Raw genomic sequence first — 20,558 nt, 5'->3', positions numbered from 1 at the left:
AATGCCCTCAGATAGGAGACGTTCGCCACCCGTCGATCACCTTGTAAGGCCGAGAATCTCTCCCGTGACCTCCAGGTTTTGGTCAACACCGATCTGATCGGTGTCCACTGGTGATTCCAGCGCCGGCACCAACGAGTTCAACGTTGGTTGCCACGATCTGTAATCATCAGGGAAGCACCGCGCTAGCAAGTCAAGCATGATCGAAGGCGCGGTTGATGCACCTGGTGAAGCTCCGAGTAGTCCAGCGATTGATCCATCGGAACCGGTCACCAATTCAGTACCGAACATCAGAACGCCTGCCCGGTCTTCGGCCGGCTTTATCAGCTGAGCTCGTTGCCCGGCTTGGATGAGGTGCCAATCCGCCGAAACCGCTTCAGGATAGAAGCGCTGTAGTTCTTTGAACTTCCGCTTGCGCGAGGCTACTAGCTGAAGCACCAGATAACGCACTAGCGAAGGATTCTGAATCCCGACGGACAACATTCCCTGGATATTGTTCAGCCTAATGGTGGTAAACAGGTCTATGAGCCGACCTCTTTTAAGTAACCGGGTACTGAAAGTCGCGTAGGGGCCAAACAGAAGCGACGAATCACCATCGACCACCCGCTTGTCCAGATGCGGCACGGACATGGGTGGCGCCCCTAGATCGGCCTGACTGTAGACCTTCGCATCATGACGGCGCACTACGTCAGGATTGTCCGTACGGAAGAACTGGGCGCCGAAGGGAAATACGCTATATCCGCGCACTTCGGGGATCTTTGCCTTCTGGAGCAGCTTAAGGGCGTACCCGCCAGCCCCGACGAAGACAAACCGTGACCGCACGTCTACCGTGCGCCGATTTCGCCGGTCTCGCACCTTAAGAGTCCAGAGTCCGTCCGCATTTCTCTTTAGAGCAGTCACTTCATGCTGAAGATGCACGTCGGCACCGGAGACGGTCATAGTCCGAACCAGAGCCTTCGTGAGCGCGCCAAAATCGACGTCCGTTCCAGCCTCATATCTGGTGGCCGCCACCGGCCCAGTATCAACTCGGCCCTCCATCAGCAGGGGGGACCACGACGCAATCGTCTCGCGGTCTTCTGAGTACTCCATCGCAGAGAACAGCGGCAAGCCCTTCAGCGTATGAAACCTCTGACGAAGATAGTTCACATCCCGCTCACCAAAGACGATATCCATGTGCGGAGTAGGATTGATGAAGGCGCCCGGTTCCGTCAAATCACCGTCCTTGACAAGAGATGCCCAGAACTGTCGTGACAGATGGAATTGTCGCGCGATATCAGCCGCCTTGCTTGGGTCGGCCGGATCCGGCATGTAGTTCAACTCACATAGACCGGAGTGGCCGGTGCCTGCGTTATTCCACGGGTTCGAACTTTCGTCCGCAAGCTCGTCCAACCGCTCGAACAACGAGACAGACCACTCCGGTTGAAGCTTGGCGATCATCGCTCCGAGAGTCGCAGACATGACGCCGCCACCAATGAGAGCCACATCGAGAACGCCCGCTGTGCTAGAGCCACCGTGGACACCGTGCTGCCCAGAACTATCGAGTACGCCCATCCGATGTGTCCTTTCGTTGTGCTTCTGCAGGCAACCATGGCGCACGTTGGGGGTTTCGTCCAATGTCCGTATCGCCGACTTATGATCCAGCTATGGATGAAACGTTGTCACCTCAGCTAGAGGGGCTCATTCCTCTGCTCGCAGCCTTCGAGGTCGCCGCCGAACAAGGCCACATCACGCGCGCTGCGCAGCGACTTGGGGTTCCGCAATCCTCGTTGAGTCGCAGGCTCAAGACCGTAGAGAGGACACTCGGGGTGCAGCTGTTTCAGCCAGCCGGACGACGGGTGACCCTGACACCACAGGGACGCGAATTCTTCGAGCGAACGCATGCCTTGGTCTCCGCGCTCGACGATGCGGTCCAGCTGGTCCGTGGGAACGCTGACGCTGAAGGTGGACGCGTACGGTTCGGCTTCCCCTTGTCACTCGGGCCGGTGAGCATCCCTTCACTTTTAGCGGAGTTTCACGAGCTGGCTCCGAGAGTCCGACTCCATCTAACGCAGGCGCACGGCGAGGCCCTCGCCAACGAGATACGTGCGGGCCGTCTCGACCTGGCCGTAATGATCCCTTCGCCAGACACTGCCTCCGCGAAAGTACTGGGCCGTCAGCAACTTCATCTGTACGTTGCGAAGGAGCACCCACTCTCTACCGCTGGATGCGTTGACCTCACTGACTTGCGCAACGAGATGTTCATCGCTAACCCACCTGCGTTCCACCTCCGCCAGGTGCTCGATTCGTTTTGTGCCGAAGCGGGTTTCGTTCCCCATGTCGCCTTCGAGATCACAGAGTTCGACACCTTGCGCGAGCTCGTAGCGAGAGGTCTTGGCGTTGCGCTCCTCCCTGCAGCTGAACGGCACCATCCCGAGCTTGTGAGAGTCGAACTGTCAGATCCCCGTTACCGCAACATCGGTCTAGTCTGGGCCGACCGCGCCAATCCCGCCGTACTTCGCCTCCGGGACCACATCCTTGCGAAGGCGCACGTCTTCGTACATGCCGACAACAGTCCACTGCCTGCATCGGACCGGTAGGTCACTTCTGTTCTGGGGGGGGAGTGTCTAAATATCGGTGGATCCGGGTTGGCCTGACACGCCGAGCAGTGGCCTTGGCGGGAGGGGGTCGACCGTGACGGAAACACTGGAGCCCATGGCGGACGAGGCGAACCAGCTGGAGCTGGCGCAGCAGCTGCTGGCGCAGGCCAAGGAACAGGGTGTCGAGCTGATGGGTCCCAACGGCCTGCTCGGGCAGTTGACGAAGAACGTGCTCGAAACCGCGCTCGAAGCGGAAATGACCGAGCACCTCGGCTAGCCGGCCGGCCGCGGCAGCAGCAACTCCAGAATCGGCACGAGATCGAAGACTGTGACCGAGATCGGGCCGGTCGAGATCGCTGCGCCCCGGGACACCGAGTCATCGTTCGAACCGAAGATCGTCCGCAAGCGTCAGCGCCGCTTGACCGGGATCGACGAGATCGTGTTGTCTTTGAACGCAAAGGGATTGACAACCGGAGAGATCGCCGCCCCCTGCGACGACATCTACGGCGCGACGGTATCGAAGGACACCATCTCACGGATCACCGACAAGGTGATCGAGGAGATGACCGAATGGCAGAATCGTCCGCTGGACCGCGTGTACCCAGTGGTGTCATCGACGCCATCCACGTCAAGATCCGCGACGGGCAGGTCACCAACCGGCCCATCCACGTGGCAATCGGGGTCGCCGTGAACGGTGAACGCGACATCCTCGGACTGTGGGTCGGCGACGGCGGCGAGGGCGCGAAGTTCTGGCTGTCGGTGCTCCCCGAGATCAAGAACCGTGGTGTCGAGGATGTGTGCATCGTCGTCTGTGACGGGCTCAAGGGCCTGCCGGACACGATCAACACGGTGTGGGAACTCGCGATCGGGCCGAACTGCGTAATCCACTTGATAAGCAACACCTTCCGGTTCGCGGCGCGCCAGTTCTGGGACGAGATGGCGCGCGACCTCAAGCGTGTCTACACTGCACCGACACAGGCTGCGGCGAAGGAGAGATTCGTCGAGTTCGCCGGCAAGTGGGGACCGAATTACCCGGCTATCGTGCGGTTGTGGGAGAACGCGTGGAGCGAATTCGTCCCGTTTCTCGACTACGACGTCGAGGTCCACAGGGTGATCTGCTCGACGAACGCGATCGAGTCGGTCAACGCCCGCTACCGGCGCGCGATCCGCGCCCGCGGGCACCTCCCGAACAACCAGGCCGCCCTCAAATGCCTGTACCCGGCGACCCGGACGCTGGACCCCACCGGCCGAGGTAGGGCACGATGGGCAGTCAGGTGGAAGCCTGCACAGAACGCCTTCGCGATCACTTTCAAAGGACGCATCAACCAACCAATCCTAAGCTGGATCCACCGTTGATCGGACACCCCCGTTCTGGGGGAGGCATATTCGTCCGTATGCCTGAGTCGGTGACGGAGTGGATATACCTGAAGCCGTGACCGAGGGTAAAGAACCCTCGATGCATTTGTCGATGGTCTTCTCGGTGCAGAGACGCATGGACCATGGGACGACGGCGGGCGGGAACACGCGAGGGACGATCCTCACCGGGGCCGCATGACGATGTAACCGATGGCGCAGCTGCTCGACGTCTATCACGTGTGTCGGCCAGCCCGCGGCGGTGAGGTATCCGTTCCTCATCGCGTCGATACGGTCGTTGACCACCGTCTGCCGAATGCCCGTGTCGCCGGCGCTGGACCGCTGACGGCCCCATGGCCCCCAGTGTGGACGGCGCCACTGGGCAGCATCCGATGTCACGATCCCACACCGCGCGTAGGAATTCCGAGGCTGACACTGTAGTTGTCGTGTGCGATCCGGCGGGCTTCATCGCGTTTGGATCGTAGGCAGGCCAGAGTTCGATCGATGGCCTCGATTTCGCCCAGCCATTGCTCGTCGATGGCGCGTTGTTTACGAGTGAGTAGGTCGGCTTCGAGTTCGTTCAGGCGGTCGATCATCTTCGGGTTGACGTGCAGCTGGCTGCATCGGAGGCATGCGTGTTCGTGTTGGCAGCTGGTTCCGTAGGGGCGGCCGCAGGATCCGAGTTCGACCTTGCGTTTGTCGAAGTGTTCCTCAAACTCCGTCCACTCCTCATCGGTTGTGGGGCGGTATTCCTCTTGGGGGCGCAGAGTTCGTCGACGGTCAAGGAACTGTTGGACGTGTTGGATCACGTGTTCTTCGAAGACTGCGACGTATCCCTGTGTGGTTTGGAGGTTGAGGTGGCCGAGCAGTGCCGCGCCAATGTGGATCGGCAGGCCGTTGTTGACGAGGTCGGTTGCGAACAGGCGCCTGAAGTCGTGCGGGGTGAAGTGAAGGTCCTGGAAGGCCGGGTTGGTCTCGGCGAGGAGTTGGCACTGTTTCCTGATGTTGTTGAGGACGGTTCCCGGGCTGGTTACTCTGCGGACTTCTCCGATCTGGCGTTGAAACAAGTACGGCATTGGTGGCGTCCAGAGTCGTTCGTGCCCGTCGTAGCGTGGCAGCGATGGGATCGGCCCCTGAGCGGTTTGGCGGGTGATGACTCTCGCGATGACGTGGAACAGCTCGGCCGACATGGGCAGGACCCGTTCGCGGTCAGTCTTGGATGGCGCGATGACGAGCAACGCGATGACTTCACCGTTGGGGCGTTGGTATTGGCGGATGCTGGTGTGCGCGAGCTCGACTAGCTCTTCTACGCGGATGCCCGTGTGGCGTAGTACCTCGACGTGCGCCCAGTCCCAGAAGGCGGATTCCTCTTCTTCGTGGATCTTGCGGATGCGCCCGGTTGCGTGGTCGCGGCCGCGCACGATCGGGAAGGTGTCGTCCTTGGTCTGCCGGTCTTGGCGTTCGTCCGGGCGGATGAATGTCCGGCCTGCGTGGGTGAACTCCGCGCCGAGTGGGGTATCTCGCGCTGTCTCGTAGAGCTTGCTGATGTCGACGTACCGGTCGTCGAGGTGCGCGATGAGCGCCGGAAGCAGTGGTTGGCGCTGGCGGGTCCGGTCGGTCATGCGTTCTTTGATTCGTCGTCGTTGAACCCCCATTCCTCGGAGGTCCGACGGTGGGATGGGGCACGGTGCCGCCCATCTCCCCCAGCGTTCCGGTTCCTCGAGCGCCCAGCTCTGGATATCCAGGTAGAACGCGCGCACCGGCAGTAGGACGCTCTGACCGCCATCGATCCGAGGGGTGCCGTCGCGGCGCAGGCGGATGTGGGTTCGCCACTGGTCGTACAGTTCGGGTGGGATCGTCAGGCTTCGATGTCCCGGCGCGAGTTGTTCGATCGTGGCCCAGAAACGTCCGGCGATCGCGCGGGCGAGGCCGTCTCGGGTGTTGTAGTCGGTGTCGTTTTGCCGGCGCAGTAGGTAGTCGATGATCAGTTGCCGGATTTGTGGGTCGCGGACGCCGTAGTGGTCGACCATCTGCTCCGGGGTGCGTTGCCCCTTGTAGATGAAGCTCCGCAGCGTGGGCGGTGTGTCCGGCGGGAAGTGTCCCATCTGGTGCAGGATCTCCCAGGCCAATAGGCCGGCGAAGCGGTTGCTGCCGGCGCGGGCGCCGGCGACGAGGTCGTGTCGACGGCATTCGTCGGCGTAGTGGAGCAGCCCTTCTGGTGTCAGATCCGCCAGGGCGATGCCCTGGGTGGTCAGTGTGCAGCACACGTCGAACAACGCTCGGTCTTGGTGGCGGGTACCGGCTCGTATCTGTCGGGCCTGATCGAAGAATTTGTCCAGCAACGGATCTTGCTGTGATCGACGAAAGAGCGTGGCGTAGTCGACGAACTTGTTGGCGCGGAATGCCGGCAGCGATGGCTTGATCAGTCGCATCAGCAGCAGTGATTTGAGTCCGTAGGTCATATCGTAGCCGTGGTACTTGGTGTCGGCGAGGCAGGAGACCGGTCGTGGGCGGTCGTTCAGCCCACTGGCCTCCCATCGATGTTGCCAGGTCTCGCCGGTGAACTCGGAGAGGTGGTTCAGCAATCTCCTGGTGCCTCGGCGACGCTTGCCGAGCGATTTGCCCATCGCTCCGAACGTTGGAGATCCGGCCAGCTCGACGACTTCCTCGATTGACGCCTGGGCGAGGTCTCCGAATGGGAGCACTGGACCGGACGGCGTCGATGGGCTCGGGGAGGTTGTGTCGACGGCGAAGCGCGATCGTCTCGCACGGTCTGCGTCATCGGCCCGGACCGACGGAGACCGCCGATTGCGCATGGTGTAGCTCTCAGCCACCGAACACCGCCTTGATGTCCTCTTCCGCGTATCCCGCGGAGTACGCCGGCGTTGGCCGGGGCCGATTGTAGTGCTCCTGCAGTTTGTCGAAGATGTCCTCTATTCTCACGGCGGTGTAGCGTCCGGTGGTCTCGATGCTGGCGTGCCGCAGCACTGATTGCACATCTGTCAAAGTCAGGCCCGGGTCGTTGGCCATTCTTGTTGCGGCTGTGTGCCGTAGGTCGTGAAGCGTCCAGTTGGTGCCGAGCTTGTCGTTGGCCCGCTGTAGTACACGCCGCATGGCCCAGTACGACAGTGCGCGCTTGTCACCTCGACGGGTCCGCCACAATGGCTCACCGACAGCCGGGATACCATCGGCGTCCAGATACTTGGCCAGGTAGCGCAACGCTTCCGCAGAGACAGGAACGGGCTGCCGGATCCGTGTCCCCTTGGACGTCACATACATCTGGCTGGCTGCCCAATCGACGTCGGCGACTCCGACGCCGAGGAGTTCACTGGCCCGGGCACCGCTCGAGACGTAGGCCAGCAGGAGGGCGCGATCGCGATCACACGTCATCGCCGCAACCAACTCGTCCCACAGAGCGTCCGGAATCGCACGCGGCGGGGCCTGAACGACCCGTTGCCGCAATCTGGCACGCCTGATCTGCGGCGTGACCTCGAGCGGGCTGCGATGAGCGAGCGCCGAACGACGTGACCGCGACGAGGGCACCGGATTGACGACTGGCCCCCGCCCACAATGCGCATGGAATGCATAGAAGCCGTGGACCACGCTCAGCGCATGGTTGATCGTTCTGGGCGAATAGCCTTCCCCCAGTGCTAGTTTCCCAGTTCGAGCGTTGACGGTTCCGGGAACTGATCCGGAGCGTCGCGGCCGCTGTCGTTGAGGATTGGGCGCGGACTTCAGCCAACCGACGAGAACATCGACCTCGCTCCCAGTTGCTCGGTCCCACTCGACGTCGAGCATCCACAGCAGGCGGAACCACCGCAACAGGTCATAGCCGTAGCTCCGACAGGTCAACGGGCTCACATCACTCAGCGCCAGATCACGCAGATACTGGGTGATCGGCTCGACCTGCGCACCAGCACCGTCCACCACGATGTACGGCGGAAATCTCGTCTCAGCCGCGGGCACCGCGCCGATCCGATCGCAGTCGACCTGGCCCTCCATCAACTGCCTTCGTAGTTCCGACATGCACCAACTCCTACGATCCGGGACGCGTGCCATCTTGGGTCGACGGCGCTTGGTGCAGTCAACTATTCAAGGCCGGCATGGGTTGCCCGAGAACGTAGACATTCGTGTCCAGTGTGAGCAGGCCGAGAGCGAGAGCGACCGTACACGAGAGCAGCGCGGCCACGAACGCGACCGTCGCGACGACCACGGCCTTCGCGGCAAGAACTGTGTGCCGCGCGGGAGCAGCGATCAGGATCGGAGTGAGCGTGCCGGACGAGTATTCGCTCGTGATCACGAGCGCGCCCCACACGCCCAGTGCGGCCATTCCGAGGATCGCACCGGTGAGTGCCCCGCCGAGGATCGTATCGTCGGCGTTCAGGCTTCCTGTGAGTCCGACGAACACCGCCATCACCGGGACGAGCAGTGTCGCGGCTATGGGCAACCATCGCAGATTCCGAACCGTCCGGATCTTGATGAGCTCTGATCTGATCATGTTGCGTGCCGACATCAGTGCACCTCCGTGTTCGCACGGTGACGGCCGTGCTCTTCGACGAGTCCGGTGTAGACGTCCTCGAGGGTCCTCCGGATCGGAATCAGTTCGGTGAGCGGTATTCCGCACTCAGGCTGATGCCACCGATCGTGCGCGCGTCGAGTCCGCGCACGAGCAGCCCCCCGCCGTCGACGTCGACGTGAGCGCCCCGCTCACGCAAACGAGCGCCCAATGCCGCATCAGCGGTCGATGCCACCCGCACCGAATGGCCGCTGTGCCGCTCGATGAAGTCGTGCAGCGGTTCGTCGGCGAGCAACCGTCCGGCACCGATGACGACGAGATGGTCTGCAATGAGTTCCATTTCGCTCATGACGTGGGATGACAGCAATACGGTGCGACCCTCGTCCGCGAAGGTCCTGAACAGCGACCGCACCCAGCGGATGCCATCGGTGTCGAGTCCGTTGACCGGTTCGTCGAGAATCAGGACCGGTGGGTCCCCCAGCAGCGCGGCGGCGATGCCGAGTCGCTGCAACATGCCGAGTGAGAACGCACCGGCGCGCCGTGAGGCGGCATCGACGAGCCCGACCGTCGCGAGGACGGCATCGACTCGGGTGTCGCCGATCCCCCCGACCGCGGCGAGCATCCGGAGATGGTCGCGTGCGCTGCGGCCGGGATGGACGTGTCCGGCGGCGAGCAGAGCTCCCACCGTGCGCATCGGGTCACGCAGGTCCCGGTAGGCACTACCCGCGACCGTAGCCGTCCCCGAGGTCGGGGAATCGAGACCGAGCACCATCCTCATCGTGGTCGTCTTCCCGGCACCGTTCGGGCCCAGAAAGCCGGTGACGCGGCCAGGCCCGACCTTGAATGACAGGTCCTCCACCGCCGTCGTGTCGCCGAACCGTTTCGTCAGGTTCTGTACATCGATCATGGCTTCGACGCTACGAAACGCCTGGTCGCTGCACATCCCGCTGGAGGGGGACCCCGACTGTCCCCCTCCAGCGGGACAGTCGGAGTTACCGGTCGGTATCGAATCCGTGCAACTGCATGACGCTTACCACAGAAGAGTGGATACTCGCGGGTAGACACTCTCCGATGGAGGCGCATCATGACCGGATCCGCGCACGTCACCGAAGAACAAGCACGCGCAGTCGCCGAAGAATCACGCGAAGCCGACTGGGACAAGCCCTCGTTTGCGAAGGAGCTGTTCCTCGGCCGGCTCACACTCGACCTCGTCCACCCGTTCCCACGACCCACCCCCGACGAGGACGCCCGCACCGAAGAGTTCCTGACGAAACTGCGGAACCTGTGCCGCACGATGGACGGCTCCGTCATCGAACGCGACGCGAAGATCCCCGACGACTACGTTGCAGGTCTCGCCGACCTCGGATGCTTCGGTATGAAGATCAAGCCCGAATACGGCGGACTCGGGCTTTCCCAAGTGGCCTACAACCGCGCATTGACACTGGTGGCGAGCGTGCATCCGAGCATCGGTGCGCTGTTGTCGGCCCACCAGTCGATCGGCGTGCCAGAGCCACTCGCGCTCGCGGGCACCGACGAGCAGAAGCAGGAATACCTCCCACGCTGCGCGAAGGGTGCCATCTCCGCGTTCCTGCTCACCGAACCCGACGTCGGCTCCGACCCCGCTCGCCTCGCCTCCACGGCAACCCCGATCGACGACGGCGAGGCGTACGAACTCGACGGAGTCAAACTGTGGACCACCAACGGTGTCGTCGCCGAACTGCTCGTCGTCATGGCACGTGTGCCCCGCAGCGACGGCCACAGTGACGACGCACATCGAGGCGGGATCTCGGCTTTCGTCGTCGAAGCGGATTCACCGGGCATCACGGTGGAGCACCGCAACACGTTCATGGGATTGAAGGGCATCGAGAACGGTGTCACGCGCATGTACAAGGTACGTGTTCCCGCGCAGAACCTCATCGGACGCGAAGGCGACGGCCTCAAGATCGCGCTGACCACCCTCAACGCCGGGCGTCTTGCGATTCCAGCGATGTGCGCGGGGGCGGGAAAGTGGTCGCTGAAGATCGCGCGCGAGTGGTCGTCCGCGAGGGTTCAGTGGGGCAGACCCGTCGGTGAGCACGCCGCAGTGGCGTCGAAGATCTCGTTCATCGCTGCCACCACCTACGCGCTGGAGTCCGTCGTCGAGCTCTCCGGGCAGATGTCCGACGAGAAACGCAACGACATCCGCATCGAGGCCGCCCTCGCGAAACTGTGGTGCAGCGAGATGGCGTGCATCATCGCCGACGAGCTCGTGCAGATCCGTGGGGGTCGCGGATACGAGACCGCGCAATCGCTTGCAGCGCGCGGCGAACGTGCCGTGCCGGCCGAGCAATTGGTGCGTGATCTGCGCATCAACAGGATCTTCGAAGGGTCGAGCGAGATCATGCGACTGCTCGTCGCGCGAGAGGCAGTCGACGCACACCTGAAGGCCGCTGGTGATCTCGCCGATCCCAAGGCCTCCGCCGAGGCAAAAGCGAAAGCCGCAGCGAGGGCCAGCGGTTTCTACGCCAAGTGGCTCCCCAAACTGGTAGCGGGCAAGGGCCAGCTTCCGAACTCCTACAATGAATTCGGTTCTCTGGCCGTCCATCTCAGGTATGTGGAACGGGCATCTCGGAAGCTCGCACGGTCGACGTTCTACGGGATGGCCCGCTGGCAGGCCGGGCTCGAGAAGCGACAGAACTTTCTGGGACGCATAGTCGACATCGGGGCCGAGCTGTTCGCGATGGCAGCGTGCTGCGTGCGTGCCGAACGACAGCGCGCCGACCGGCATCCCGGCGCCGAGGATGCCTTCGTGCTGGCCGACACCTTCTGCGAGCAGGCGCGCATACGAGTCGAGGGGCTCTTCGACGGATTGTGGACCAACACCGACGACGCCGACGTCGCGCTCACTCACGGTGTGCTCGAGGGGCGCTACACGTGGCTCGAGAACGGGGTGCTCGATCAGAGTGAGGGCACAGGTCCGTGGATCTCAGAGTGGGCGCCCGGACCGTCACAGGACGACAACCTGGCCCGCCGCTTCCGGCTGACACAGAATCCTGCGTGATCGCAAAAGAATTCGGCCCCCACTCGCGGAGCGGGGGCCGAATTCTACTGTCGTGGCAGGATCAGAATGCGCCGCAGTTGGACGGCGCGGGCTTGTCCGCGAAGCGATCGTTCATGTACGCCACCGCCTCGGGCAGGCCACCGATCATGGGCAACGCGTGATTGACGATGAAGCCGGGGAGGATCGGCGGCGTGTTGTTCGGGGAGAACTGCACCGCGGCACCCTGGGCGCACCAGTCGAGCGCCATCTGGCGGCCCTGGCCGTACGGCACCGTATCGTCCTGGGTGCCGTGCTGGACGAGAACCGGGATCTGCGGGGACAGTCGGCCGATACGCTGCTCCGCGATCACTTCCTGGACCTCGGGGATCCGAGAGATCACGACGTCGAGGGGCTCGCCGGTGCGCGTGTAGTCACTGGTCTGCTGGAAACCGAAGGTGAACAGCGTCTCGGGCAAGCACTGGTTCGCCACCGCGGCGAGCATCTCGCGCCCTCGTTCGTTGATCTCTGCGTCGAGGACGTCCGTCAGTTCCGGGTGTGCCTCGATGAGACCGTTGATCGTGTAGCCGATGGCACCGGTGAGCGCGGTTCCGTCGATCTGCTTCAGGGTCTCGACCAGATCGGCCGGAGGTGCGCCGGCATAGGCGCCCTTGATGTCGAGTTCCGGAGCGTAGGAGGGAGCGAGTTCCGCCGCGGCGGCTGTGGCGCCACCGCCCTGCGAGTAGCCGAAGAGGCCGACAGGTCCGTTTTCCGAGATGGAAGCCCCGGGCAGGTTCTGCGCTGCTCGGGCCGCGTCGAGCACCGCGTGGGCCTCCGCCTCGCGGTTGACGTACGTGTGGTGGCCGGGGGTTCCCAATCCGTCGTAGTCGGTGACCGCCACGGCGATCCCCTGCAACAGCATCGCGTTGATCGAGAGGAGTTCGTATTCGGTGAAGAGATCGAGCGGCGGTGTGTACTGCACGACGTGGTTGAGGGCCTTCGACGGTGCACACTGGTCGCCCTGGCCTTGCGTTCCGGGGGCCAGCACCACCAGGGGTCGCTCGCCCGGCCCGTTCCATGCCATGGACGGTTCGAGATAGGTGCCGCTCACGGCGTTTGCTTCGCCGTTGGCATCGTTGCTGCGGTAGAGCAGCCGTGTTCCCTGAGCGGGGAACACACCGTCGGCCGTGGGCACGCGGATCGCGAGGTCGGAAGATTCGGTGCGAATGAGATCGCCCGGTGCTCCCCCGAGCACCTCCGGCGGCTGATAGAAGTCGCCTTCTGCATTCGCTGTCGCCGGGGTGATCATCAATCCGGCCATCAGTGCCGCAGACGCCAATCCCGCCGTCATCCCCCATCGCCGGGTACGACCCGCCATTGATTCCTCCGTGCCTCGAAATGTGTGCCGCCCATCACGGCGATACGCAATGTAACATGCATTTACTCGGCAGTAAGTTCCGGCTCCGCGTTCTGTGACATGCCGGAAAGCGCTTCCTGCACCCGTATGGTTTCGTCACCGCCCCACCCCGGCGGGCTGAGAATGTCCGCCCACAATTCGGCTGCATCCACCCCATACGAATGACCGTGTCCGTCGGGCACGTCCGCCGAGAAGACCATGTCCAGAGTCACCTGCCAGAACGTCACGAACGGAATCCACCGCATCCCCGGGTCCACGTCGGGGCCCAGAGGTTCGCGCAGCCAGTCCGGCCGATGCAGGATCAGATCGAACGACCACCACGTGATGGGGTCACTGGCGTGCTGCCAGAACACCACACGTGGAAACTCCCACTCGGCGGGAAGATCTGCATCACCCGGATCCGACGCAAACCTGATGTTCCGCCCGCCGTCCACAGCAGGAAGACGCTCGAACGAACCTTCGTCGCGCATCTCGGTGATCCTCCCCCACGGCTGCGCGAAGTTCGGTGTGCCCACCAGCAACGCACCGTCGGTCATGGCGACGAGCGCATCGCCGGACGCGAAAGCGGCTTGACCACCGTATGATCCGAGGCTCTCTCCGAAGACCACAAGCTTCGGACGGGCATCGCCGGGTAATTCGGCCCACCGCTCGTACACCGCATCGAACAACGCGCGTCCGGCATCCTGCGGGGTTTCACGATCGGCAAGAAATGCCAACGGACTCGGCAGGAACGAATACTGCATCGCCGCAATCGCCGAATCACCGCCGCTCACGAATTCGAGTGCACCTGCGACGTTCTCGTTGACCCAACCGCGCCCGGTGGTGGTCACCACCGCGAGGACCGAGCGGTCGAATGCGCCCGTGCGTTCCAGCTCCGCAACCACCTTGCCTGCCCCCTCGGCGACAGTGGCGGCGGATTCTTTACCCACGTATGCGCGGATCGGTGTCAGCGCGGGTTCACCGGTGACATCGGCGATCTCGGCGGCAGTAGGGCCGCCCGCGACGAAGGTTCTTCCCTCCCGGCCCAATGTCTCCCAGCTTTCGAACGAGTCCGGTGAACCCGACCTCTCCGGTGCGGCCGGACGATCGACGCCGTCCGCCGTACCGTGATCCGATACGGCCGCGGAACGCTCTGCCACCGAGAGGATTCCCCGATACACCCCGTGGTCGAGAACCACCACGAGCAACACCACGACGACGACGATCGCAGCGACATTCGCAACTCCATCGGGCAGGAATCGCGCAGAGAACACGGACATCCGCATCACCCCGAATCTCAGCAGGCGAGCCCCCGCGATCAGCACGAGCGCCACGATCACCGCAACGAGAACGACCGGCAGGTACAGGAGGCGTTCGAGTCGTTCGAGGCCGACCAGCTCACGGACGATCTGCTGCCACCACGAGCCGAGAACGAGGAAGGTCGGAATCACCACGACAGCCACGACGGCCAGCAACCACCATCCACGACGACGAGTGGCTGCAGACCACCGGGGGTGCACTCCACATCTGCGCAGAACCCAGGCGACGAGGCAGCCGAGTCCATAACCCGTGGCCACCGAGATTCCCGTGGCAACACCCTGCAGGTACCACACACGCGGCAGCAGCGACGGCGTCATCGATTGCGCGAAGAAGAACAGTGCGACAGCGAGACCGACCGGGTGCGCTGCGCGCCGATAGACGATCTCCCGAAACGATCCGGGATCCGGGCGCTCCTCCTGCTGTGTCATCGCTGGAGTCTAAATGGGATATTCACGACAGGCGCGGTCTACGGTAGCCATACGGCGTGCACGCCCTCCCGGAAGAGCAAGGGGGCATGATGTAAGCAAATCGTTACAGGGAGGGTTCGAGATGGCGATCGGGGTAGGGCTTCGGATAGGCAGGATCGTCTCCACAGCAGTGGTGGCATCCAACGAACCCGGCACCCCCGATCCTGTTGTCATCGCCCGCGACACGGTCCTGCACATCGACCACGACGGCAACTCACAACTCGGCGGTTCCACCCGCACGGTCGACGAGGCACGTACGCTCTCCGGGTTCTTGTCACGTGTCGGAGATCCGGGGGGCATCGCGGCAAGCGACGGCCGCGTCTATCGCGCCGAGGACGCAATGGCAACCGCAGTTCACTGCCTCCTCAACGAATGTCACCCGCTTCCGACCTTCGGGGGCATGGACCGCGACACCGATCCCGGTTATACCGCCACCTACCCATCGCATTGGGATCCGTCCCGGGTCTCGGTACTCCGCGCCGCGCTCGACTACGCCGAATTGAGGCACGTCGACCTCGTTTCCGACGCTCAGGGCGCCGCAACGTGGTATGCCTCGGAGATCTCCGAAACCCCCGGTCTGCTCATCGGCGTCTACCACGTGGACGATGCCGGATCCACGGTCACGTTGGTGCGGTCCGGCGTGCCCGCAGGAAAAGCCTTCCGTGTCACGGCCAAGGGCGCGCCCTCCCCGGCAGCGCAACTCGCGACAGCGCTCGGGGCGTTCGGGTGGATGCCCGACAACCTCGATGCCGTCGTGGTCATGGGCGATGGGCTCATCGCCCGCGACCGGTCGCACATCCAGGACATCGCGAACAGCCTCGCGACCAAATTGATGGTTCGGAGCCTCGTCGGTCCCGGGCCCGAGCAGACCGCTGCGCTCGGCGCCGCGATTCTGGCAACAGGGTTCACACCTGCGCGAGAGAAGAAGGCACGCATCGGCCTGCCGCCGTCCTACGACCGAACAGACGTCCTCACCGGAGGCTTCGCGCGCCTGCGCGAAGCCGAATCCGACTCGGAGGACGACCCACCTGTGGCTATTACCACCACCACCGATTCGGGTCCGGTCCGAGAGTCCTCGCCCGGAGGCTCCTCAGCGTCCGAAGTGGTGGACGAAGATCAGAAAGCACTGAGCGTCGCGGAGGCCACCGAACCACCCACTGAGCCGAAATTGTCGGCGCGCACATACGCGCTGGCCGGGATCGGCGCGGTGATCGTCGTGTGCCTCGTGCTCGCCTTCATGCTCTGACCACCTGATCTGCGTCTAGCTGCACTGACCAAGGACATTGATCGAGGAAAATGTTGACCTTGTCGTAGCGGCAATGCTTACGGTCGCTTCTCATGACCATTTCGATGATTGACAGTGCCTGGGGCATGAGCCGAGTCCTGACGGCGGACGCGAAGGATCGCGACGACCTCATCCGTGACATGTGGGCTCCAATGGCGGGGATGTACCACTTCATCCCCGGCGGCGTGGACATGGCCACCGTGCACCAGCAGAACTTCGGCTTCCGTCCGGAGTCCGCAATCGGGCAGGTCCGCGAAGGTCTGGAGTCCCTTGTCGCGGCAGATGCGTGGACCCGCATCGAGAAGGCCCTCGAGAAGGGCATCGCCACGTTGAGGTCTGCCGATCCGGGTGTGACGATCCCCGATCTGAACGTGCTGCTCGTACTCGGGGATCCGACCAACAGGCACTTCGTCGACGAGGTGCAAGGGATGTCAGGATTCGGCGGCATCAGCGGCTACATCGCCATCACCGTCTGGCCCACTTCACGCGTCCTCGATCGCCTCGAGGCGATCGCGGTCCACGAACTGCACCACAACGTGCGCTACTCACCCGGCGGAATCGTGTGGGACCCACAGACAGTGATGGTCGGCGAGCACGTTGTGTCCGAAGGGCTCGCCGACATTTTCGCGTCGGAACTGTACGGCGACGCCGGCTACACCCACTTCGTGCGCGACGAAACCCGCTCCGACGACCAGGTCTTGGCGAAGGTTGCCAGCGGCCTGGGCGTCACTGGAATGGCAGACTTCGCCGCCTGGGTGCTGGGCGACTCCAGCGCACAACTATTCGGTGCCGAGCCCGTCGGCCTGCCGACCGGGGCCGGCTATGCAGCCGGTGCTCGAATTGTCCGCGCATACCTCGACGCCACGGGAACCACGGCCGCCCGAAACGTCAGCACTCCCGCGTCCGAAATCCTGCGCATTGCGCTGCCACCGCTGGGCCTGACCACAGACCCGGCACACTGAGCAACAAGTCGAACGACAGGAGCCCACTGATGGAATGGACGGTGCACGAGCTCGCTGAACGCGCAGGCATCAGCGGCCGCACACTGCGCCACTATCACCGCATCGGCCTGCTCGAGCCCGACCGCGTCGGGCCCAACGGCTACCGATACTACGGTCCCGACGCGGTCGCGCGCCTGCAACGTATCCTTCTCCTCCGCGACACGGGGATGGCACTGGCCAACATTGCCGCTGTCCTCGACGCCCCTGAGACTCCGACCGCCGAGGTCGAAGCGCTCCAGGCCCACCTGACACAGCTCGCCGATGACCGCGAGGCCCTGAACCGGCGCATCAGCGCGGTCGAGCACACCCTGCAGATGCGTCGAGAGGGCCGCGTACCACGCATGGACGTGATGCTCGAAGGCTTCAACGACCGCTACGAGGTCGAGGTCGTACGACGGTGGGGACGCGAGGCTTTCGACGCGTCGAACCGGTGGTGGCATGCCAAGTCCGTGGGACAGCAACGCGACTGGCAGGCCAGCGCCCAGGCCCTGCTCACCCGGTGGGCAGAAATCCACGAAGCCGGCCACACACCCGGCTCACCAGTTGCTCGAGCGCACGCTGCCGAGCACATGGCCTGGTTCGCTGACATCCCCGGAACACCCACCCACGCCGGCGATGCCGAACGATCCGCCGCAATGGTGCGAGGCATGGCAGACCTCTACGAAACCAACCCCGACTTCCACCAGACCTTCGGCAGCCCAGAGGCCGCGCAGTTCGCCGCGAACGCCCTGCGCATCCACGTGCAGCATCCAACCTGACAGCGGCGGGTGCCGCGGCGCCGTCCCGGGCCGAAAGATGCTACGTCCACACCGTCACCGACCCCACACGGCCTGGGCGAACCAGCCACCCTCACGCGGTTGATCAATGTCCCCGGTCAGTACATCTAGTCGGCAGTCTCCGTCTCGGTGATCGAGGCGAGTTCCGCTGCGTCCTCGGCACCGAACTTCTCCTCGAGAACCTCCGGTGTGTAGTCGAGGTCGATCTCCTCGACGGCCCGGCCCCGAGCCGATTCGATCGCCCCGAGTCGGCGTTGCGCCCGGTCGGCCGCGTAGGCGACGAACTCCTCGGGATCGAGTCCGTAGGGTTGTTCGTCGAACTGGTCGTTGACCCACCCGATCATCCCGAGGGCCATCGGAAGCAGTTCGTTCATGCGCTCCTGCACGACGTTCCAGTTCGAATCGTCCGCCGCGACGTGCCGGCGGCACGTAAACGTTCCCCACGCCATGTGGCGGCGCTCGTCGTCGCCGATGCGCTGCACCAGTTCTTGCATGCCCGGCAGGATTCCCCGTGTAGTGCACACCTTCTGCCAGGCGTAATAGCCGGTGAGGGCCAGACTTCCTTCGATCACGTGGTTGTAGGTGACGCTCGCGCGCACCTGGTTCGCAGGTGACGGATCCGAATCGAGCACCTTCAGCGAGTGAGGTAGTTCCTCGTAGAACAACTGTCGGTAGTACGGATTGTCCGCCACGTACGGATGCAGATCCGATGTGAGGCCCACTTCGTCCATCCACAGCCGGAACACCTGCATGTGTTTCGCTTCCTCGAAACAGAACTGCGTCAAGTACATTTCGTCGCCGATCCGGCCCTCGGCCGCCATCGCACGCAGGAACGGCTGGATGTCCTGAGTGACAGCTTCTTCACCCGCGGCGAACTGCGCAACCAGGAAGGTCGAACTGCGCTGTTGCTCCGGATTCAGCTCCGCCCAGTCCGACGCGTCACGCGAGAAGTCGAGGTCGTGAGGATCCCAGAACTTGGCGTTGCCTTTCGAGAAGAGCCGAAGCGGGAAGGCGTCCCAATTGAGGCCGCCTTCCCGCAGCGACGCAAACCCCTGACGTTCCTGTGTTATCCACGTCACAGCAACCAGGCTAGCCCCGAACCGAGCCTGCGTCACATATTCGGTCAGTTCTCCAACAGCACATCCCCCGGGTACCCATCGGGCCCATATCCAGGCGGTATGACGAAGACGGCCGATCCGACGGGAGTGGTCCAGGTATTGAGCGCGTCGTGCTCCGCGAGCCGCTCCTGCACGGGAACGAACTGCCGATCCACATCGCCCTGGTAGGCGGCGAACAGCAGACCTGCTCCGTCGTCGTCGTAGTTGTAGGCGCGGCGGAGGAACTGTTCGTCGGCGCTGCGCGGCCGGGCCCGAGCAACGTGCGCCTCCGGCGGGATCACCGGAATCCCGTGGTCGTCGAGCGCCTCGAAATCGGCGTCGTCGTGCTCGTCGGCACCGGTCAGCGGTGAGCCGTCCGATTGCCTGCGCCCCATCACGAGGTCCTTCGCGGGACGGTCGAGTTCGTCCCACGTGTCGAGCTCCACGCGGATGCGGCGCAACACGAGTGACGTCCCACCTGCCAGCCACCGAGGCTCGCCCGCATTCCAGACCTGGCGATCGAAATCCGGGGTCGCAGGCTGCGGATTGACGGTGCCGTCGACCTGGCCCATGAGGTTGCGCATCGTCAGCCCCTCGGGCCGGGTACCCGCGGCATGACGAAAACCCCGCTGCACCCATCTGATCGACGCACGCGATCTCACGCTCTTGGTGAGTGCGCGTACCGCATGAGACACCGTCATCGGGTCGTCGCCGCACACCTGCAGCAGCAGGTCGCCTCCAGAGAATCGGTCCTCGAGTTCGTCGATGCCGAACGACGGCAGCGGCCGAAGCCACGCCGGTCGCGCGGCGACCGATGCTGCCGCATCGAACACCGCGCTTCCGTATCCGACAGTGACGGTCAGGCGTGCGGGGTCGACTGCCAGCTCGGGTTCGGTATCGCCGAGCGCAGGCACTCCCCGGGTGAGTCGGCGCGTGTCCTCCGCCCACACTTTCATCACACCGATCAAGCCGACCCGATCGACATCCGGTTTCAGGTCGAGCGCCACGAACGCGGCAAACGCCTGCGGCTCGGTATCGATCCCCGCCTGGTGCACACCGTGGCACTCGACGGTGTGTGCGCCCCTGCGCTCAGGCTCCCGCGTTGCGGCGGCGACACCTGCGCCTCCCACTCCGAGCCCGACCACCCCGAGCATCGCAGCGCTACCGCCCAGCAGACGACGACGACTTACGTCAGCCACTGTGGTCGGCTCCTTCAGCGTGGCCTGGTGCGTATTCCTCCTGTGCACCAGCGAAGTCGCGGACCTGCGCTGTGAAGTCCTTCGTGGAACCGTCGTCGAAGGTGAGGGTGAAGGACACGTCCGCTCCCGGCACGATCGGACCGGTCAGATCCATGAGCATGAGGTGGTCGCCTCCCGGCTCGAGGCTGTGCACACTGCCAGCCTCGACGACGAACCCGGATTCGGACTCGCGCATCACCATCGCGCCACCGTCACCCGCGACCATCTCGTGTAGTTCTGTGTTGCCCGCGCCGGGACTCGCTGCAGAGACGATGGTCAGGTCTTCATCGCCGGTGTTCTCGAGTTCCGCAAACGCGGCGGTCATGCCTGAGTCGGCAGCTTTCGCCCAGGACGACGAGACGACGAGCGAGTCTGCTGCGGTGGTGTGGTTGCTGTCGGCGCCGCATCCCGCGACGAGAACGCCGGCGGCGGTGAGGAGCAGAGATGTTCTGAAGATCTTGATCACTTGGGTTCTCCATGCTGTTTTCCGGGCATGCGGCAGCGCCGATCGCCGCCGCGC

At 63.8% G+C, this 20,558-nt stretch carries 15 protein-coding genes and 1 pseudogene; 6 read left to right on the top strand and 10 right to left on the bottom strand.

Features of this window, described 5'->3' with window-relative positions; translation table 11 throughout:
• Positions 1-36 precede the first annotated feature (36 nt).
• Complete coding sequence (mqo, locus tag ACTDXD_RS11025; protein WP_440127064.1) at positions 37-1,434, bottom strand: malate dehydrogenase (quinone); 1,398 nt, start codon at positions 1,432-1,434, stop codon at positions 37-39.
• A gap of 206 nt (positions 1,435-1,640) precedes the next feature.
• Between mqo and ACTDXD_RS11020 the strand changes: the two genes are divergently transcribed.
• Positions 1,641-2,573: a LysR family transcriptional regulator gene (locus ACTDXD_RS11020; RefSeq protein WP_440127063.1), complete on the top strand. Its 933-nt coding sequence runs from the start codon at positions 1,641-1,643 to the stop codon at positions 2,571-2,573.
• Between the two features lie 115 nt (positions 2,574-2,688).
• A pseudogene (locus tag ACTDXD_RS11015) lies at positions 2,689-3,929 on the top strand (IS256 family transposase).
• Positions 3,930-4,321: 392 nt separating this feature from the next.
• On the opposite strand, the gene ACTDXD_RS11010 reads toward ACTDXD_RS11015, so the two are convergent.
• The 4 genes from ACTDXD_RS11010 to ACTDXD_RS10995 form a co-directional block, all read right to left on the bottom strand.
• Positions 4,322-6,553 (bottom strand): tyrosine-type recombinase/integrase, encoded by a 2,232-nt coding sequence (locus ACTDXD_RS11010; protein WP_440127062.1) that lies wholly within the window; start codon positions 6,551-6,553, stop codon positions 4,322-4,324.
• A gap of 199 nt (positions 6,554-6,752) precedes the next feature.
• On the bottom strand, positions 6,753-7,952 hold the full coding sequence (locus ACTDXD_RS11005; RefSeq protein ID WP_440127061.1) for a tyrosine-type recombinase/integrase: 1,200 nt from the start codon (positions 7,950-7,952) through the stop codon (positions 6,753-6,755).
• A 58-nt stretch (positions 7,953-8,010) separates the two neighbouring features.
• Positions 8,011-8,439: an ABC transporter permease gene (locus ACTDXD_RS11000; RefSeq protein ID WP_440127060.1), complete on the bottom strand. Its 429-nt coding sequence runs from the start codon at positions 8,437-8,439 to the stop codon at positions 8,011-8,013.
• Positions 8,440-8,524: 85 nt separating this feature from the next.
• Positions 8,525-9,349: an ABC transporter ATP-binding protein gene (locus ACTDXD_RS10995; RefSeq protein WP_440127059.1), complete on the bottom strand. Its 825-nt coding sequence runs from the start codon at positions 9,347-9,349 to the stop codon at positions 8,525-8,527.
• Between the two features lie 177 nt (positions 9,350-9,526).
• On the opposite strand from ACTDXD_RS10995, the gene ACTDXD_RS10990 reads away from it, so the two are divergent.
• Positions 9,527-11,482 (top strand): acyl-CoA dehydrogenase family protein, encoded by a 1,956-nt coding sequence (locus ACTDXD_RS10990; protein ID WP_440127058.1) that lies wholly within the window; start codon positions 9,527-9,529, stop codon positions 11,480-11,482.
• Positions 11,483-11,543: 61 nt separating this feature from the next.
• On the opposite strand, the gene ACTDXD_RS10985 is transcribed toward ACTDXD_RS10990, so the two are convergent.
• Entirely contained in the window at positions 11,544-12,836 is a 1,293-nt protein-coding gene (locus ACTDXD_RS10985) for a lipase family protein (RefSeq protein ID WP_440127057.1), read from the bottom strand.
• 62 nt (positions 12,837-12,898) lie between these two features.
• A complete protein-coding gene (locus ACTDXD_RS10980; protein ID WP_440127056.1) occupies positions 12,899-14,602 on the bottom strand; it encodes an alpha/beta hydrolase in 1,704 nt (567 codons plus the stop codon).
• 121 nt (positions 14,603-14,723) lie between these two features.
• Here ACTDXD_RS10980 and ACTDXD_RS10975 point away from each other — a divergent pair, with 121 nt between their 5' ends.
• The 3 genes from ACTDXD_RS10975 (at position 14,724) to ACTDXD_RS10965 (ending at position 17,685) form a co-directional block, all read left to right on the top strand.
• Positions 14,724-15,887 carry a hypothetical protein gene (locus ACTDXD_RS10975; protein WP_440127055.1) on the top strand — a complete coding sequence of 388 codons (1,164 nt, stop codon included), beginning with the start codon at positions 14,724-14,726 and terminating at the stop codon, positions 15,885-15,887.
• 92 nt (positions 15,888-15,979) lie between these two features.
• The gene (locus ACTDXD_RS10970) at positions 15,980-16,888 is read left to right on the top strand and encodes a DUF2268 domain-containing protein (RefSeq protein WP_440127054.1); all 909 of its coding nucleotides are present in this window, start codon (positions 15,980-15,982) and stop codon (positions 16,886-16,888) included.
• Positions 16,889-16,917: 29 nt separating this feature from the next.
• Positions 16,918-17,685, top strand: a complete 768-nt coding sequence (locus tag ACTDXD_RS10965) for a MerR family transcriptional regulator (protein WP_440127053.1) — start codon at positions 16,918-16,920, stop codon at positions 17,683-17,685.
• A gap of 125 nt (positions 17,686-17,810) precedes the next feature.
• On the opposite strand, the gene ACTDXD_RS10960 is transcribed toward ACTDXD_RS10965, so the two are convergent.
• The 3 genes from ACTDXD_RS10960 to ACTDXD_RS10950 are packed head-to-tail and all read right to left on the bottom strand — an operon-like array spanning position 17,811 to position 20,501.
• A complete protein-coding gene (locus tag ACTDXD_RS10960; protein WP_440127052.1) occupies positions 17,811-18,782 on the bottom strand; it encodes a R2-like ligand-binding oxidase in 972 nt (323 codons plus the stop codon).
• Positions 18,783-18,826: 44 nt separating this feature from the next.
• Positions 18,827-19,999: a Dyp-type peroxidase gene (locus ACTDXD_RS10955; RefSeq protein ID WP_440127051.1), complete on the bottom strand. Its 1,173-nt coding sequence runs from the start codon at positions 19,997-19,999 to the stop codon at positions 18,827-18,829.
• Positions 19,992-20,501, bottom strand: a complete 510-nt coding sequence (locus tag ACTDXD_RS10950) for a copper chaperone PCu(A)C (protein ID WP_440127610.1) — start codon at positions 20,499-20,501, stop codon at positions 19,992-19,994. The genes ACTDXD_RS10955 and ACTDXD_RS10950 overlap by 8 nt, the downstream gene beginning before the upstream one ends.
• Positions 20,502-20,558 lie beyond the last annotated feature (57 nt).

It is taken from the genome of Rhodococcus sp. SJ-3 (assembly GCF_051918125.1).
In the GTDB taxonomy this organism is placed as follows: Bacteria; Actinomycetota; Actinomycetes; order Mycobacteriales; family Mycobacteriaceae; genus Rhodococcus.
The sequence above is the reverse complement of the archived record's forward strand: the minus strand, read 5'-3'. Positions and strand labels throughout refer to the sequence as shown.